12 protein-coding genes are annotated in these 14,885 nt (G+C 70.7%); 7 read left to right on the forward strand and 5 right to left on the reverse strand.

The features are described from left to right. Window positions 1-206 precede the first annotated feature (206 nt). Complete coding sequence (glnA, locus tag ABIC61_RS18190; protein ID WP_071291904.1) at window positions 207-1,631, reverse strand: type I glutamate--ammonia ligase; 1,425 nt, start codon at window positions 1,629-1,631, stop codon at window positions 207-209. 226 nt (window positions 1,632-1,857) lie between these two features. Between glnA and ABIC61_RS18195 the strand changes: the two genes are divergently transcribed. Further along, window positions 1,858-2,313 carry an RDD family protein gene (locus tag ABIC61_RS18195; RefSeq protein ID WP_144750139.1) on the forward strand — a complete coding sequence of 152 codons (456 nt, stop codon included), beginning with the start codon at window positions 1,858-1,860 and terminating at the stop codon, window positions 2,311-2,313. A 245-nt stretch (window positions 2,314-2,558) separates the two neighbouring features. Here the strand turns inward: ABIC61_RS18195 and ABIC61_RS18200 are convergent, their stop codons facing one another. Continuing rightward, window positions 2,559-3,287: a DUF4191 family protein gene (locus ABIC61_RS18200; protein ID WP_144750137.1), complete on the reverse strand. Its 729-nt coding sequence runs from the start codon at window positions 3,285-3,287 to the stop codon at window positions 2,559-2,561. Between the two features lie 127 nt (window positions 3,288-3,414). On the opposite strand from ABIC61_RS18200, the gene ABIC61_RS18205 reads away from it, so the two are divergent. Further along, on the forward strand, window positions 3,415-4,185 hold the full coding sequence (locus ABIC61_RS18205; protein WP_354031039.1) for a hypothetical protein: 771 nt from the start codon (window positions 3,415-3,417) through the stop codon (window positions 4,183-4,185). An 81-nt stretch (window positions 4,186-4,266) separates the two neighbouring features. On the opposite strand, the gene sucB is transcribed toward ABIC61_RS18205, so the two are convergent. From sucB to ABIC61_RS18220, 3 genes are all read right to left on the reverse strand, one after another. Next, window positions 4,267-5,748, reverse strand: a complete 1,482-nt coding sequence (gene sucB / locus ABIC61_RS18210; RefSeq protein WP_354031040.1) for a 2-oxoglutarate dehydrogenase, E2 component, dihydrolipoamide succinyltransferase — start codon at window positions 5,746-5,748, stop codon at window positions 4,267-4,269. 49 nt (window positions 5,749-5,797) lie between these two features. Next, window positions 5,798-7,171, reverse strand: coding sequence for a dihydrolipoyl dehydrogenase (lpdA, locus tag ABIC61_RS18215; RefSeq protein ID WP_354031041.1), 1,374 nt, complete (start codon window positions 7,169-7,171; stop codon window positions 5,798-5,800). A gap of 153 nt (window positions 7,172-7,324) precedes the next feature. Then, complete coding sequence (locus ABIC61_RS18220) at window positions 7,325-8,803, reverse strand: leucyl aminopeptidase (protein ID WP_354031042.1); 1,479 nt, start codon at window positions 8,801-8,803, stop codon at window positions 7,325-7,327. A gap of 75 nt (window positions 8,804-8,878) precedes the next feature. Here ABIC61_RS18220 and ABIC61_RS18225 point away from each other — a divergent pair, with 75 nt between their 5' ends. From ABIC61_RS18225 to ABIC61_RS18245, 5 genes are all read left to right on the forward strand, one after another. Next, entirely contained in the window at window positions 8,879-9,811 is a 933-nt protein-coding gene (locus tag ABIC61_RS18225) for a proteasome assembly chaperone family protein (RefSeq protein ID WP_354031043.1), read from the forward strand. Between the two features lie 88 nt (window positions 9,812-9,899). Then, window positions 9,900-11,225 carry an MFS transporter gene (locus ABIC61_RS18230; RefSeq protein ID WP_354031044.1) on the forward strand — a complete coding sequence of 442 codons (1,326 nt, stop codon included), beginning with the start codon at window positions 9,900-9,902 and terminating at the stop codon, window positions 11,223-11,225. A gap of 192 nt (window positions 11,226-11,417) precedes the next feature. Then, on the forward strand, window positions 11,418-12,683 hold the full coding sequence (locus ABIC61_RS18235; protein WP_354031045.1) for an RNA polymerase sigma factor: 1,266 nt from the start codon (window positions 11,418-11,420) through the stop codon (window positions 12,681-12,683). Window positions 12,684-12,687: 4 nt separating this feature from the next. Next, window positions 12,688-13,947 carry a MurT ligase domain-containing protein gene (locus ABIC61_RS18240; protein ID WP_354031046.1) on the forward strand — a complete coding sequence of 420 codons (1,260 nt, stop codon included), beginning with the start codon at window positions 12,688-12,690 and terminating at the stop codon, window positions 13,945-13,947. Continuing rightward, on the forward strand, window positions 13,944-14,717 hold the full coding sequence (locus tag ABIC61_RS18245; RefSeq protein ID WP_354031047.1) for a type 1 glutamine amidotransferase: 774 nt from the start codon (window positions 13,944-13,946) through the stop codon (window positions 14,715-14,717). Before ABIC61_RS18240 ends, ABIC61_RS18245 begins: the two co-directional genes overlap by 4 nt. Window positions 14,718-14,885 lie beyond the last annotated feature (168 nt).

Raw genomic sequence — 14,885 nt, forward strand, 5'->3', positions numbered from 1 at the left:
CGCGGCGCCCGCCCCCCCCCCCGCCCGGCCGGGCCCGGGGGGGGGGCCGGGGTGGGGGGGGGGGGGGGGGGGGGGCCCCCCCGCCCCCCCCCCCCCCCCCGCCTCCAGGCGGTCACCTTCACTGCACGACCGCCGGCCGACACGCACGGAACGCGGAAGGCCCCGCACCGGGAACCGGTGCGGGGCCTTCGTGCGTTCAGCGAGGATCAGACGCCGAAGTAGAGCTCGTACTCGAACGGGTGCGGGCGCTGGGCCAGCGGGAGGATCTCGTTCTCGCGCTTGTAGTCGATCCAGGTCTGGATGAGGTCCTCGGTGAAGACGTTGCCCTTCGTGAGGAACTCGTGGTCCGCCTCGAGCGCGTCGAGGGCCTCGTCGAGCGAGCCGGGGACCTGGGGGATGCCCTTGGCCTCCTCCGGGGGGAGCTCGTAGAGGTCCTTGTCGACCGGCTCGTGCGGCTCGATGCGGTTCTGGATGCCGTCGAGGCCCGCCATGAGCTGCGCCGCGAAGGCGAGGTACGGGTTGCCCGAGGCGTCCGGCGCGCGGAACTCGATGCGCTTGGCCTTCGGGTTCGTGCCGGTGATCGGGATGCGGATCGCGGCGGAGCGGTTACCGGCCGAGTAGACCAGGTTGACCGGCGCCTCGAAGCCCTTCACCAGGCGGTGGTACGAGTTGATCGACGGGTTCGTGAAGGCGAGCAGCGCCGAGGCGTGCTTCAGGATGCCGCCGATGTACCAGCGCGCGAGGTCCGAGAGGCCGCCGTAGCCGTTCTCGTCGTAGAACAGCGGCTTGCCGTCCGACCAGAGCGACTGGTGGGTGTGCATGCCCGAGCCGTTGTCGCCGAAGAGCGGCTTCGGCATGAACGTGGCGACCTTTCCCCACTGGTCCGCCGTGTTCTTGACGATGTACTTGAACTTCAGGATGTCGTCCGCGGCGTGGACCATCGTGTCGAACTTGTAGTTGATCTCCTGCTGGCCGCCGGTGCCCACCTCGTGGTGCGAACGCTCGAGCTCGAAGCCCGCCTCGATCAGCTTGAGGGTGATGTCGTCGCGGAGGTCGGCCGTCTTGTCGACCGGCGACACGGGGAAGTAGCCGCCCTTGTACGGGGTCTTGTTGGCGAGGTTGCCGCCCTCTTCCTCACGGCCGGTGTTCCAGGCGCCCTCTTCGGAGTCGACCGAGTAGAACGACTGGTTCTGGGTGACCGAGTAGCGGACGTCGTCGAAGATGTAGAACTCGGCCTCGGGGGCGAAGAATGCGGTGTCCGCGATGCCCGTCGACGCGAGGTACTTCTCCGCCTTCTTGGCGACCTGGCGCGGGTCACGGCCGTAGATCTCGCCGTTCCGCGGGTTGTAGATGTCGAAGATCATGATCAGCGTGCGCTCGGCGCGGAACTGGTCGATGTACGCCGTGGTCACGTCAGGGATGAGCTGCATGTCGGACTCGTGGATCGACGCGAAACCGCGGATCGAGGAGCCGTCGAAGAGCTGACCGACCGAGAAGAAGTCCTCGTCGACCGTGGATGCCGGGATGTTGAAGTGCTGCTGCACGCCGGGCAGGTCGGTGAAGCGGATGTCGAGGAACTTGACGTCCGTGTCCTTGATGAAGGCCAGGACCTCGGAGGAATCGCTGAACATGTGTGTCGATCTCCTGGGGGTTTGGGTGATGTGGAGGTGCCGCGGGTGCACCCTCCGAAGAGGCTATTGACACCGAGTTTCCCGGACATGACTGGATTGTTTCGTCCGTGTTACGTCGGGGGTGGTGGGCGAGTCGGTATCTGCTGGTGGCGCCGGCGGGGCTGGGGTCGGTGCCGTCGGGGCTGCGGTCGGTGTCGGCCCCGGCGCGGTCGCCTACGCTTGGGGCATGGCCCGCAGCACCACTCCGCCCCCCGCGTCCTCTGCACACCCGGACGGCTGGCCGGGCAAGGACCTCGGACTCCCCGAGGAGGGCCCGCGCAGCGTCGGTCGCATCGGCCGGCGGATCGTCGCGCTGCTCATCGACGGGGCCCTGGCCGACCTGGTCGCCTACGTCACGGGGGTGTGGTCGCCGGTGAACGGCTCCGGTGACATCGCGCACTCGTGGATCCAGATCGCGATCTTCGCGGCGCTCCAGGTCCTGTTCATCTGCCTGCTGTCCGGGTCGTTCGGCCACATCTGCGTCGGACTCCGGGTCGTGCCGATGCGCGGCGGCTACGTCGGCGTCTGGCGCCCGGTGGTCCGGACGGTCCTGCTGTGCCTGATCGTGCCGGCGCTGATCATCGACCGCGACAGCCGCGGGGCGCACGACCGGATCGCCGGGACGGTGCTCGTCCGCCGCTGAGCGCGCGGCGCCGGGCGCGCTCGCGCTGCGGCGCGCTGGCGCTGGGGCGCGCTGGCGCTGGGCGCCGCGGGCTGCCACGCTGCGCCACGCGAGGCGCAGTGTGCGAGGTTCCCGGCATGGTGCGAGCCCACGCGGCTCCCACACTCGTCGGAACCTCGCACACTGCCCCACGCCACCCCCCACGCACGCGAGAACGCCCCCGACCTGGCACGGTCGGGGGCGTTCGTCGTCGCGGCGGGAGTGCGTCAGCGCGGACGGCCGGCGCGGGCACGCATCGGGTCCATGCCCTTCGGGATCGCGGCTGCGGGGCTCTGCGTCAGCGAGTCGAGGCGGTTCGCGACCGCCAGAACCTCGTTGCGGTTGAGCGACTTCTTGAACTTGTTCATGGCGCGGGGGAGCTTGTGCAGCGTGACCGCGTCGTCACCGTCGCCGTCCTTGCCCGAGGCGACGTGGACCACGTGCACGGAGACGTTCGGCACGATGCGCTGGACCTTGCGGCGCTCTTCGTCGACCTGACGGTTGAGGTTGCCCCGCTGGCCCTCGGTGATGAGCACGACACCCGGCCGGCCGACGGCCCGGTAGACCGCGGCCTGCGAGCGTCCGTGCACCGCCACGGGCATCTCGCTCGAACGCCACTGCCGGCGGAGCGAATTCGACAGCACGGCACCGACGGCACCGGGCTGGCCCTCGATCTGGGAGTACGCGGCTCGCTCGGCCAGTCGCCCGAGGACGATCAGGAAGAGCAGGACGCCGAGCAGCACACCGGCGACGATCCAGAGGATGACCGCGAGCCAGTTCTGGCCGGGGAGCAGCAGCGCGAGCAGCACGCCCAACACCACCGGGACCACGAAGGCCAGGGCGAACCACCAGACGGAGCTCGGGTCCGCCCGACGGGTCATGGTGAAGACCTGGTACATCTGCTTGAGACGACCCGGCTCCTTCGCCGTCGTACCTTGAGAACTGCTGCGTGCCATGCACCCAGGATACGGCTTCTGTCGACATCTCCGGACCGTCGATGCTCCGGCTGTGGGCGAACAGGGTTCTCCACAGACCACGACCCGGCCTGGAGGCACGACCCACCCGCCCGTGAGGCTGTCCGGCATGCAGATGGTCACCGATCACGTCCGCTGGGTCGCGTCCGACACCGACGACCAGCCGCTGCTCGCCTGGGCGGCGGACCGCGCGACGGCGGTCGGCCGTCACCTCGCCCCCGTCACCGCGATCGGGAGGTTGCCCGGCGGGCGCCTCGCAGTGGACGTCCAGTGTCCGATCGGGACACCGCTCGCGACCGCACTCGACACACTCGGCGCCCCGACGACCGGCGTCGCGGTGACGTTGACGGTGCCGCTCCTCGAACTCGCGGCGGCCGAGCGCTCGGGCTCGGTGCGCATCGGGACGGCCGGACTCGACGACGTGCTGGTGGACGATGCCGGCGCGGTCGTGTTGTGCGACCGACCGCCCGGGACGGACGGCGTCCGTGGCGCGGACGAGGACGGTGCCCGTGTCCTGCTCCTGGCGGCCAGGGTGGTGTGGGAGCGTGCAGACCCCCGCGATCCGGGCCGCCCACTCGTCGACGAGGCGATCGCCGAGGCGCTCGACGGCGGAGCCGAGGCGATCCGGGCGGCGCTGTCGCACGTGCGCGCGGCCGCGGCGCCACGTCCGGTCCGGTGGGAACCGGCGGCGCACGAGCTGCTGGTGGGCGTCCCTCCGGACGCCACCGAGCCGGCCGACGGCTTCGTCGCCGTGGCGCGCCGGTTCGTCGAACACGGTGTGCCGTTCGGCAGCGGCCGACGACTCCCGTTCCGACGCGCGCTGGTCGGCGCGGTCGTGGCAGCAGGCCTCACCGCCGCGGCGGTGTTCACGCTCGGATGATGGTGATCGTGAACGGGAACGGCCCCGATCCGCTGGGGATCGGGGCCGTTCCGTCGTGCTGGTCGTGCGGTGGTGCTGGGATCAGTACCCGAGGTTCGGGCCGAAGTTCCCGTCCTCCAGACGGTTCTTCACCGCGACGAGGTAGCGCGACGCGTCCGCACCGTCGATGATCCGGTGGTCGTACGACAGCGCGAGGTAGACGAACGAACGGATCGCGATCGCCTCCTGTCCGTCGACCTTGACGACCGCCGGACGCTTCGTGACGATGCCCGTGCCGAGGATCGCCGACTGCGGCAGGAACACCACTGGGGTGTCGAACAGCGCGCCACGCGAACCGGTGTTGGTCAGCGTGAAGGTGCCGCCCGCGAGCTCGTCCGGCTTCAGCTGGTTGTTGCGGGTGCGCTCGGCGAGGTCCGCGATCGACTGCGAGAACTGCGCCAGGTTCAGCGACGCCGCGTCCTTGATCACCGGGGTGAGCAGGCCGCGCTCGGTGTCCACCGCGATGGAGACGTTCTCGGTCTCCGGGTAGACGATCTCCTCGCCCTCCACGGTCGAGTTGATCTTCGGGTGGGCCTTGAGCGCCTCGGACGCCGCCAGGGCGAAGAACGGCATGAAGGAGAGCTTCGAACCGGTCTTCTCGAGGAACTCGGCCTTGTTCGCGTCGCGGAACTGGGCGACCTTCGTGACGTCCACCTCGACGACGCTGGTGAGCTGCGCGGTCGAGGTCATCGACTGCACGGCGCGCTCGGCGACGACCTTGCGGAGGCGGGTCATCTTCTCGCGGGTGCCACGGAGCGGGGAGACCTCGGCGACGAACGGACCCGACGGTGCTGCGGCCGGAGCCGAACCACCGGCGGCGGGTGCCTTCGCGGCGGCCGCGAGGACGTCCTCCTTGCGGATGCGTCCGCCGACACCGGAACCGGTGACGGTCGACAGGTCGACGCCCTGCTCGTTCGCGAGCTTGCGCACGAGCGGCGTGACGTAGCCGGAGGCCGAGGCGTCCTGCGTCGGGTTCGGCACGGCGGCGGTCGTGGTCGGGGCGGAGGCCGCGGGAGCAGCAGCCGGGGCCGGGACGGCTGCCGGCGGAGCGGCGGCGGGCGGCGGGACCGGAGCGGCCTGGGGGACCGGGGCGGCGGCCGGCGGGGCTGCCGGGGCCTGCGGCGCAGCGGGCTGGGTCTCGCCGGCGGGGGCCGGCTCGGGCTCGGTCGGCTGCGGAGCGGGGGTCTCGGACTCCTGCTCGGTGCTCGGAGCGGCCTCGGGCTCCTCGGCCTCGGCCGCTGCCTCGTTCGACTCGGAGTCCGAGGACCCGCCGTCGGACGAGCCGGAGCCGTCGCCGATCTTGACGAGGGCGGTGCCGACCTCGACGGTCTCGTCCTCCTGCACGAGGATCTCCTCCACGACGCCGGCGATCGGCGACGGGATCTCGGTGTCGACCTTGTCGGTCGAGACCTCGAGCAGCGGCTCGTCGACCTCGACCCGGTCACCGACGTTCTTCAGCCATCGGGTCACCGTGCCCTCGGTGACGCTCTCGCCGAGCGCCGGGAGGTTGACGGATTCGCTCATCGGGTGGACTCCTCTTCGCAGGGGTGGTTCGTGGTGGTGGTCATGGTGTTCACAGGGCGTGCAGCGGCTTGCCCGCGAGGTGCAGGAACGCCTCGCCGAGGGCCTCGTTCTGCGTCGGGTGCGCGTGGATGAGCGGAGCGACGTCCTCCGGGTACGCCTCCCAGTTCACGGCGAGCTGGGCTTCGCCGATGAGCTCGCCGACCCGGGCGCCGATCATGCTGACGCCGACGACGGGGCCGTCGACGACGCGGACGACCTTGACCGAACCGGAGGTGCCGATGATGTGGCTCTTGCCGTTGCCGGCGAGGTTGTACTCGTACGAGTCGACCTTGTCGGCGCCGTACTGCTCCTCGGCCTTGGACTGCGAGAGTCCGACGGAGGCGACCTCGGGGTCGGAGTACGTGATCTTCGGGATGTTCTTGTCCTCGATGATGACCGGGCTGAGCCCGGCGATCTCCTCGGCGACGAAGATGCCCTGCTGGAAGCCGCGGTGCGCGAGCTGCAGGCCCGGGACGATGTCGCCGACGGCGTACACGTTCGGGATGTTCGTGGCGAGGCGCTCGTTCGTGGTGACGAACCCGCGGTCCATCGTCACGCCGACCTCGTCGTAGCCGACGTTCTGGGTGACGGGGCCACGGCCGACCGCGACGAGCAGGACGTCGCCGTCGAAGGTCTTGCCGTCCTCCAGCGTGACGACGACACCGTTCTCGTGCTGCTCGACGCCCTGGAAGCGGATCCCGAGCGAGAACTCGATGCCGCGCTTGCGGAACGCGCGCTCGAGCTGCTTCGACATGGACTCGTCCTCGGCGGGGACGAGGTGGGGGAGGGCCTCGACGATCGTCACCTCGGCACCGAAGGACTTCCAGACGCTGGCGAACTCGACGCCGATGACGCCGCCACCGAGGATGACGACCTTGTTCGGCACGTAGTCCATGCGCAGGGCGGTCTCGGAGGTGATCACGCGACCACCGATCTCGAGTCCGGGCAGCGACTTCGAGTAGGAACCCGTCGCGAGGACGATGTTCTTGCCGGTCACGGTCTGGTCGCCGACCTGCACGGTGTTCTGCGAGGTGAGCTTGCCCCAGCCCTCGACGACGGTGATCCCGCGCGCCTTGATGAGGCCCTTGAGACCCTTGTACTTCGAGTTGATGACGCCCTGCTGGTACTCGATGACCTTCGGGACCTCGACGCCGGCGAACTCGGCGACGACGCCGTACTTCTCGGCATCACGGGTCGCGTCGGCGACCTCGGCCGCGTGCAGCAGTGCCTTCGTCGGGATGCAGCCGCGGTGCAGACACGTCCCCCCGAGCTTGTCTCCCTCGATGAGCGCGACGCTCATCCCGAGCTCGGCGGCCCGGAGCGCAGCGGCGTAGCCACCACTGCCGCCACCGAGGACCACGACGTCGTAAGTCTGTTCCGTCACCTGGTGCAACTCCCTCGTGCGTGTCGGGGCCGATCGGACCCCACTGGACACCGCGGCGGCGGCGTCCGACGGTCGGACCGCATGGTTCCGGTCCCGTCCCGTTGGTTCCGGCGGGGGCACGTCGAGCGCGCTGCCCCGCCGGAGTCAAACCTACTACTTGGCCTGGAGCTCTTCTGCGAGCGAGATGAGCGTGCGGACCATGACGCCCGTGGCTCCCTTGCCGAGCCAGCCGTACCCGCCGCCCTTGTTCTCGGACGGCCCGGCGATGTCGAGGTGCGCCCACGGGATCCCCTCGCCCACGAAGCGCTCCAGGAACTTGCCCGCGAGCAGCATGCCGCCCGCCGGGTTGCCCACCGTCGCGTTCACCATGTCGGCGATCTCGCTGGCGAGTCGGGCGTCGAGCTCCTCGGGCAGCGGCATCGGCCAGATCGGCTCGGCCACCGACGCGGCGACGGCCCGGACCTGCGCGACGAGGTCGTCGCTGCCCATCAGGCCGGTCGTGCGGTCGCCGAGCGCGACGACCTGCGCACCGGTCAGCGTGGCGACGTCGACGATGGCGTCGGGCTGCTCGAGCGACGCGGCGGCCATGCCGTCGCCGAGCACCAGGCGGCCCTCGGCGTCGGTGTTCGTGACCTCGACGGTCTTGCCGTTCTTCAGGGTGAGGACGTCGCCGGGGCGGGTCGCCGAACCGGAGGGCATGTTCTCCGCGAGGCAGAGCCACGCGGTCACGCGGACGTCGAGTCCGAGGCGGGCGGCGGCCACGGTCGCGGCGAGCACGGTGGCGGCGCCGGTCATGTCGGTCTTCATGCCGAGCATCGAGCCCGCCGGCTTGAGCGAGAGGCCACCCGAGTCGAACGTGATGCCCTTGCCGACCAGGGCGAGATGCTTCGTGGCGGACTCCGGCGCGTACCGGACGACCACGAGCCGCGGCGGGCGCTCCGAGCCGCGTCCCACGCCGAGGATGCCGCCGAAGCCCTGCTCCTCGAGCGCGGTCTCGTCGAGGACCTCGACGGTGAGCGGGAGTCCCTCGGCCTGGGCGAGTGCGACGTCGGCCACGTCCGCGGGCCCGAGGTCGCCGGCCGCGGTGTTCACGAGGTCGCGCACGAGCGTCGCAGCGTCGGCGACGATCGCGGGGCGGACGGTGGCGTCGTCGACGTCCGAGGCGGCGACGACCGTGATCTCCTGGTCACCGCGCGTCGGGCCGGTGGTGCCGGCTCCCTTGTGGCGGGCGAACGAGTACGCACCCAGGGCGGCGCCCTCGAGCGCGGCGTCGACGAGTTCTGCCGAGTCGGTCGGCAGTGCGAGCGTGATCGACGCGACGGTGGGCAGCTGGCGCACGGCGCTGCCCGCAGCGGCGCGGATCGCCGCAGGGCCGGTGGCACTGCCGAGCCCGACGAGGGCGATGCCGGTCGCGGTCACACCGGTACCCGGCAGACGCACGAGCTGGTCCTTGGCGCCGGTCGCACCGATCGAGGCGAGGTCGAGGTCCGTCAGCGCGTCCACGGGGCCGGCGGCGCTCGGAGCCAGGGTCGCGGGGCCGCCGTCCGTTCCGGGTCGGACACCGACGACGAGGACGTCGGCGGTGACGGTGGCGGGGCTGGAAGTCGTGGTGGAGAGCGTCGGTCGGACCATGCGACCACCCTATCCAGCAGGTGTTCGCTGTCGGCGTGCCCGCGGCGCACGGGGGAGCACGGAGCCCCGCCTAGCATGGGGACGGTGAACCACCCCGAGGAGCTCTACACCTTCGCCGAGGACGCGCCGGCCGTGCCCGCGGGGCTGCACCTGGTCGCCGGCCTCACCGGATTCGCCGATGCCGGTTCCGCCGTGGCGCAGGTGACGACCGCCGTGCTGGAGGGCCTCGAAACCGAGCTCGTCGCGGAGTTCGACCCGGACGTGCTGCTCGACTGGCGCGCCCGGCGCCCGGTGATCACCTTCGAACACGACCACATCGCGGCCGTCGAGCCCCCGAGGCTGCGGCTGCACCTCGTGCGCGACGAGATCGGCCAGCCGTTCCTGTTCCTCTCCGGGTACGAGCCGGACTTCCAGTGGAACCGCTTCGTCCGGGCCGTGACCGACCTCGCCGCCGAGCTGCAGGTCGTCGACACCACCTGGGTGCAGGCGATCCCGATGCCCGTGCCGCACACGCGCCCGATCAGCCTGACCGTCTCGGGGACCCGGGCGGACCTCGTCGAGCAGATGAGCGTGTGGAAGCCGGAGACGCAGGCGCCGGCGAACGTGCTGCACCTCGTCGAGCACCGCCTCTCCGAGACCGGTGCCCAGGTCACCGGGCTCGTGCTCCTCGTCCCGCACTACCTCTCCGACACCGAGTTCCCGGACGCCGCGGTCGCCGCCCTGTCCGGCATCTCCGCCGCCACGGGCCTGATCTTCCCCTCCGACGAACTGCGCGAGGAAGGCCGTGAGTTCCGGACCCGCGTCGACGAGCAGGTCTCCGGCAACGAGGAGCTCCAACGACTCGTGAGCGTGCTCGAGGAACGTCACGACACGTACATGGAGGGCAACCCGATCGCCTCGCCGCTCACCGGCGTCGACGGTCAGGTCCCGACGGCGGACGCGATCGCGGCCGAACTCGAACGCTTCCTGGCCGGTCGCCGCCCGGACGGCGACCCGGCAGGCGACTGAGCCTGGAGGCGCGACACACGTCGTGCTCGCCCGTCACGTGCTCCACAGCCCGTCCTGGCGGCGGGGCCGCCCCCGGTAGCCTGGCCGGGTGAACTCCCGCCGCGCCTTCCTCGTCTGGGGCGTCGCGGTGCTCGCGTACGTGCTGGCTGTCGTGCAGCGGTCCTCCCTCGGCGTCTCCGGGGTCGACGCGCAGGACCGCTTCGCGGTGTCCGCTGCCGTGCTCTCGACGCTCGCGGTGGTGCAGATCGCCGTCTACGCGGGACTGCAGATCCCGGTGGGCATCGCGCTCGACCGGGTCGGGCCGCGGCGGTTGGTGCTGCTCGGCGCCGCGCTGCTGGTGGTCGGGCAGGCCGTCGTCGCAGTGTCACCGACCATCGGTCCGGCGATCGCGGGGCGCGTCCTCGTCGGCGCCGGCGACGCGATGACGTTCATCTCGGTGATCCGTCTCGTGCCGATGTGGTTCAGCGGGCCGATCCTGCCGCAGATCTCGCAGTGGACGGGCAACCTCGGGCAGGTCGGGCAGATCCTGTCCGCCTTCCCGTTCGCCGTGCTGCTGCACACCGCGGGGTGGTCGCCGGCGTTCGGTGTCGCCGCGGCGGCCAGCGCCGTCGGGCTCGTGCTCGCGTTCGTCTTCGTGAAGAACGGCCCGGTGCACGTGCGGACGGACACGATCCCGTTGCCGCTCCCGCACTCCTGGCGTGGTGCGTTCCACACGTTCGGGCACGCGCTCCGCCGTCCGGGCACGCAGCTCGGCTTCTGGTCGCACTACGTGACGCAGTCCTCCGGCACGGTCTTCTCGCTGCTGTGGGGCGTGCCGATGCTGCGCGGGCTGGGGTACACCCCGTCCGAGGCCGCCGGCTTCCTCACGGTGATCGTCGTCACCGGCTTCGTCGTCGGGCCTGTCCTGGGCGTGCTGTGCGCCCGGTTCCCGCTGCGCCGCTCGAACCTGGTGCTCGGCATCGTCGTCGCCCTCGCCGTGGTGTGGACCGCGATCCTGCTGTGGCCCGGCCACCCACCGACCTGGCTGCTCGTCGTGCTCGTCGTCGTGATGGGCATCGGCGGCCCCGGCTCGCTCATCGGGTTCGACTTCGCCCGCTCGTTCAACCCCGTCGGGTCGCTCGGGTCGGCGAACGGCGTGGTGAACGTCGGCGGGTTCCTGGCGGCGTTCGTGATGATGTTCCTCATCGGCACGATCCTGGACGTCGCCTCGCGGGCGTCGGGGGAGACCGTGTTCGCCTGGACGAACTTCCGACTGGCCCTCACCGTGCAGTACGTGGTGGTCGGGATCGGTGTCGTGATGCTCCTGCACGCCCGACGGCGGACACGCCGGGAACTCCACGCGCAGGACGGAATACGGGTGGGGCCGCTCTGGGTTGCACTCGTTGCGCGCCTGCGGAAGCGGAGCGTGCAATAATGAACGCGGACCCGTTCGGGCCTCCTGTGTCTCGGAGCACTCCAGTGCGCCGCAGAAACCGGGGGACTTGACATGGGTCCTAGTGCTGCCCGGAACGGTAGGACCTGACGACGTGTGAGACCACGGCGCAGGCCCTGGGCGGCGAGGGAGGCCACGACCCCACGAACGTGGCACGACGAGAGAGGTGATCGCATGGCTGCCCGGAGCACGACGATCGATCCCACGAAGGACACCGAGCCCGAGGGCACCGCAGCGGAGAGCGCTGCGGAGGCCGAGGGGACGGCTGCGCCGAAGAAGCGCGCCACCAAGACCACCGCCAAGAAGGCCGCCCCGAAGAAGGCTGCCCCGAAGGCGAAGAAGAAGGCCGACGACGAGGACCTCGACGAGGAGACCCCGGCCGCCGAGGCCGACGTCGACGCCGCCGACGACACCGAGACCGACGAGAAGGACACCAAGCCGGACGCCGCCGCAGCGGTCGCCGCCGGCGCGCTGGTCATCTCCCAGTCCGACGACGACGAGGCCCCGGTCTACTCGACGACCATCACGGGTGCCACGGCCGACCCCGTCAAGGACTACCTGAAGCAGATCGGCAAGGTCGCGCTGCTCAACGCCGAGCAGGAGGTCGAGCTCGCGATGCGCATCGAGGCCGGCCTGTTCGCCGAGGACAAGCTGCAGCACTCGACCGGCCTGTCGAAGCCCGAGGAGCGCGAGCTCCGCTGGGTCGCCCGTGACGGTCAGCGTGCCAAGTCGCACCTGCTCGGCGCGAACCTCCGCCTGGTCGTGTCGCTCGCGAAGCGCTACACCGGCCGCGGCATGCAGTTCCTGGACCTCATCCAGGAGGGCAACCTGGGCCTGATCCGTGCGGTCGAGAAGTTCGACTACACCAAGGGCTTCAAGTTCTCGACGTACGCCACCTGGTGGATCCGTCAGGCGATCACCCGTGCCATGGCCGACCAGGCCCGCACGATCCGCATCCCGGTCCACATGGTCGAGGTCATCAACAAGCTGGCCCGCGTCCAGCGCCAGATGCTGCAGGACCTCGGTCGCGAACCCACTCCGGAAGAGCTCGCCCGCGAGCTCGACATGACCCCGGAGAAGGTCGTCGAGGTCCAGAAGTACGGTCGCGAGCCCATCTCGCTCCACACCCCGCTGGGTGAGGACGGCGACTCGGAGTTCGGCGACCTGATCGAGGACACCGAAGCGGTCGTCCCGGCCGACGCCGTCGGGTTCACGATGCTGCAGAAGCAGCTCGAGAGCCTGCTCGACTCCCTGTCCGAGCGCGAGGCGGGCGTGATCCGCATGCGCTTCGGCCTCGGTGACGGCCAGCCGAAGACCCTCGACCAGATCGGTGACACGTTCGGCGTGACGCGTGAGCGCATCCGTCAGATCGAGTCCAAGACGATGGCGAAGCTCCGCCACCCGTCGCGGTCGCAGTCGCTGCGCGACTACCTCGAGTAGGCCGATGCGGTTCTTCATCCCGATCCTCATCGGGCGGATCCTCCGTGCCCTCGCCAGAGCGCGGGGCGGGGGGTCCGCCTACCCCGGGTACATCGTGCTCAAGCTGGTGCCGGACTTCCTCCAGCACGTGACGCGACAGTTCCCGAACGGCGTCGTCTTCGTGCTCGGCTCGAACGGCAAGTCGACGACGACGCACATGATCTCGGACATCGTCCGGGCGCACGGGCTCCGTGTCTTCACGAACCCGTCCGGCGCGAACCTGCCGCAGGGCATCGCGTCGGCGCTCCTGTCCGAGGTGTCGCTGACCGGTCGTCTCAAGGCCGACATCGGCATCCTCGAGGTCGACGAGGCCTTCGCGGTCGAGCTCGCCGGCATCCTGTCGCCGTCCACGGTGACGATGCTCAACGTGCAGGTCGACCAGCTCTACCGGTTCTTCGAGACCGAGCGCGTCGCGACGATGATGCTCGACACTGCTGCGTTGTCGACGACGAACGTCATCACCAACCGTGACGACCAGTTCCTGGATGCGTACGTCGGCACGGACGGTCAGCGGGTGCTCCGCTTCGGCGCGAGCACCGACGTCGTGGCCGCAGCGCCGAACGGCCTGCAGAACGCCGACGACTTCGACCGGCAGGACGCCGTGCCGAACGTCGCCGACGCCGAGGTCGTGGTGAACACCGGGGACGGTGCGACCATCCGCTTCGACGGCGCCGACATCCCGGTCCGGCTGCCCGCCCGAGGACTGCACTACGCGGTCGACGCGGCGGCGGCCACCGCGACCGCGAGTGCCGCGCTCTGTGCGCAGTTCCGTGCCGACGCCGTGACGAAGGCCTTCGGCACGATGAAGCCTGCGTACGGCCGCGGTGAGCGGCTGCCCATCGCGGGGGAGTCCGCCGAGTTCACGATGTTCAAGAACGCCGCGAGCCTCCAGCTGAACCTCGACGCGTTGCCGGACCACCCCGAACAGGTGCTCATGGCGATCGACGAGGGCACGCCGGACATCTCCTGGATCTACGACATCGACTTCTCGAAGCTCGACCACGTGGACGTCGTCTCCGGTGACAAGGCCTGGCAGATCGCGATCGCGCTCGAGCACGCCGGTGTCCGCATCGGCCGCGTCGAGCCCGACGTCGAGGCAGCCATCGCCCTCATGCAGGGGCTCGGTGCGACCTCGACCGGGACGAAGAACTTCATCGTCAACTACGAGATCATGATGATCGCCCGCAAGGCCCTCGGCCACCCGGACATGGAGAAGACCGCATGACGGCCGAACGGCTGACCATCCTGCACGTCTACCCCCGGCAGATGGGCGTCTCGGGCGACCGGGGGAACGTCGCGGCCCTGGTGCGTCGTGCCGCTGCGGCGGACATCGACACCGAGGTGCTCGAGTACGCCCCCAGCGACGCCCTGCCCACCGCGGCCGACGTCGTGGTCATCGGCAACGGTCCGCTCAGCGCGATGCGCTCGCTCGGTGCCGACGTCGCCCGCATCGGTGGTCCGCTCCGTTCCTTCGCGAGCGACGGTGTGCCGGTCGTCGCGGTCGGCGGTGGCTTCGACCTCGCCACGAACGAGGTCGTCCCCACCGACGGCGCCGTCGTCCAGGGCTTCGGTGTGTTCGACGCGCGGGCTGTCCGTGGTGCCGAGCGTCGGGTGAACTACTTCGTGCTCGACACGAAGTACCCCCTGCTGCCGGGTGCGTCCACGCGCCTCGCGGGCTTCGAGGACCACGCCACGACGATCGAACTCGGCGCCGGTGTCCAGCCGTTCGCCGACGTCGTGTCCGGCGGCGGCAACCAGGCGGGCGCTCCCGTCGAGGGCGCGATCGTCGGGAACTCGTTCGGAACGCACACGCAGGGCCCGATCCTGCCGCTCAACCCGCAGCTGACCGATGGCGTCCTCGCCGCCGCGACCGCGCGGCTCGGCCGCGAGTACGCGCCGGACCCGGAGCGCACGGCGACGATCGACCGGTACGCGCGCGAAGCGCGCGCCACCGTCGACCGCTACGTCGACAAGGCGTTCAAGCGGATCGCCTGAGGCGACGCCCGAGAACACGCCCAGACAGAAGAAGGGAGGCGGGGGGGGCGCGGGGCCCCCGCCCCCCCCCGGGGGGGGGGGGGGGGGGGGGGGGGGGGAAAGAAGGAGAGTGGGGGGGGCGCCGGGGGGCCCACGACGGGGGGGGGCGCCGGCGGGTGGGGTGTGACG

Source organism: Curtobacterium sp. 1544 (assembly GCF_040544915.1).
Lineage (GTDB): Bacteria > Actinomycetota > Actinomycetes > Actinomycetales > Microbacteriaceae > Curtobacterium > Curtobacterium pusillum_C.

Bases quoted from the DNA above. Each gene is read 5' to 3' on its own strand.
- glnA (WP_071291904.1), bottom strand. From the start codon at position 1,631: ATGTTCAGCGATTCCTCCGAGGTCCTGGCCTTCATCAAGGACACGGAC.
- ABIC61_RS18195 (WP_144750139.1), top strand. From the start codon at position 1,858: ATGGCCCGCAGCACCACTCCGCCCCCCGCGTCCTCTGCACACCCGGAC.
- ABIC61_RS18200 (WP_144750137.1), bottom strand. From the start codon at position 3,287: ATGGCACGCAGCAGTTCTCAAGGTACGACGGCGAAGGAGCCGGGTCGT.
- ABIC61_RS18205 (WP_354031039.1), top strand. From the start codon at position 3,415: ATGCAGATGGTCACCGATCACGTCCGCTGGGTCGCGTCCGACACCGAC.
- sucB (WP_354031040.1), bottom strand. From the start codon at position 5,748: ATGAGCGAATCCGTCAACCTCCCGGCGCTCGGCGAGAGCGTCACCGAG.
- ABIC61_RS18220 (WP_354031042.1), bottom strand. From the start codon at position 8,803: ATGGTCCGACCGACGCTCTCCACCACGACTTCCAGCCCCGCCACCGTC.
- ABIC61_RS18225 (WP_354031043.1), top strand. From the start codon at position 8,879: ATGGGGACGGTGAACCACCCCGAGGAGCTCTACACCTTCGCCGAGGAC.
- ABIC61_RS18235 (WP_354031045.1), top strand. From the start codon at position 11,418: ATGGCTGCCCGGAGCACGACGATCGATCCCACGAAGGACACCGAGCCC.
- ABIC61_RS18240 (WP_354031046.1), top strand. From the start codon at position 12,688: ATGCGGTTCTTCATCCCGATCCTCATCGGGCGGATCCTCCGTGCCCTC.
- ABIC61_RS18245 (WP_354031047.1), top strand. From the start codon at position 13,944: ATGACGGCCGAACGGCTGACCATCCTGCACGTCTACCCCCGGCAGATG.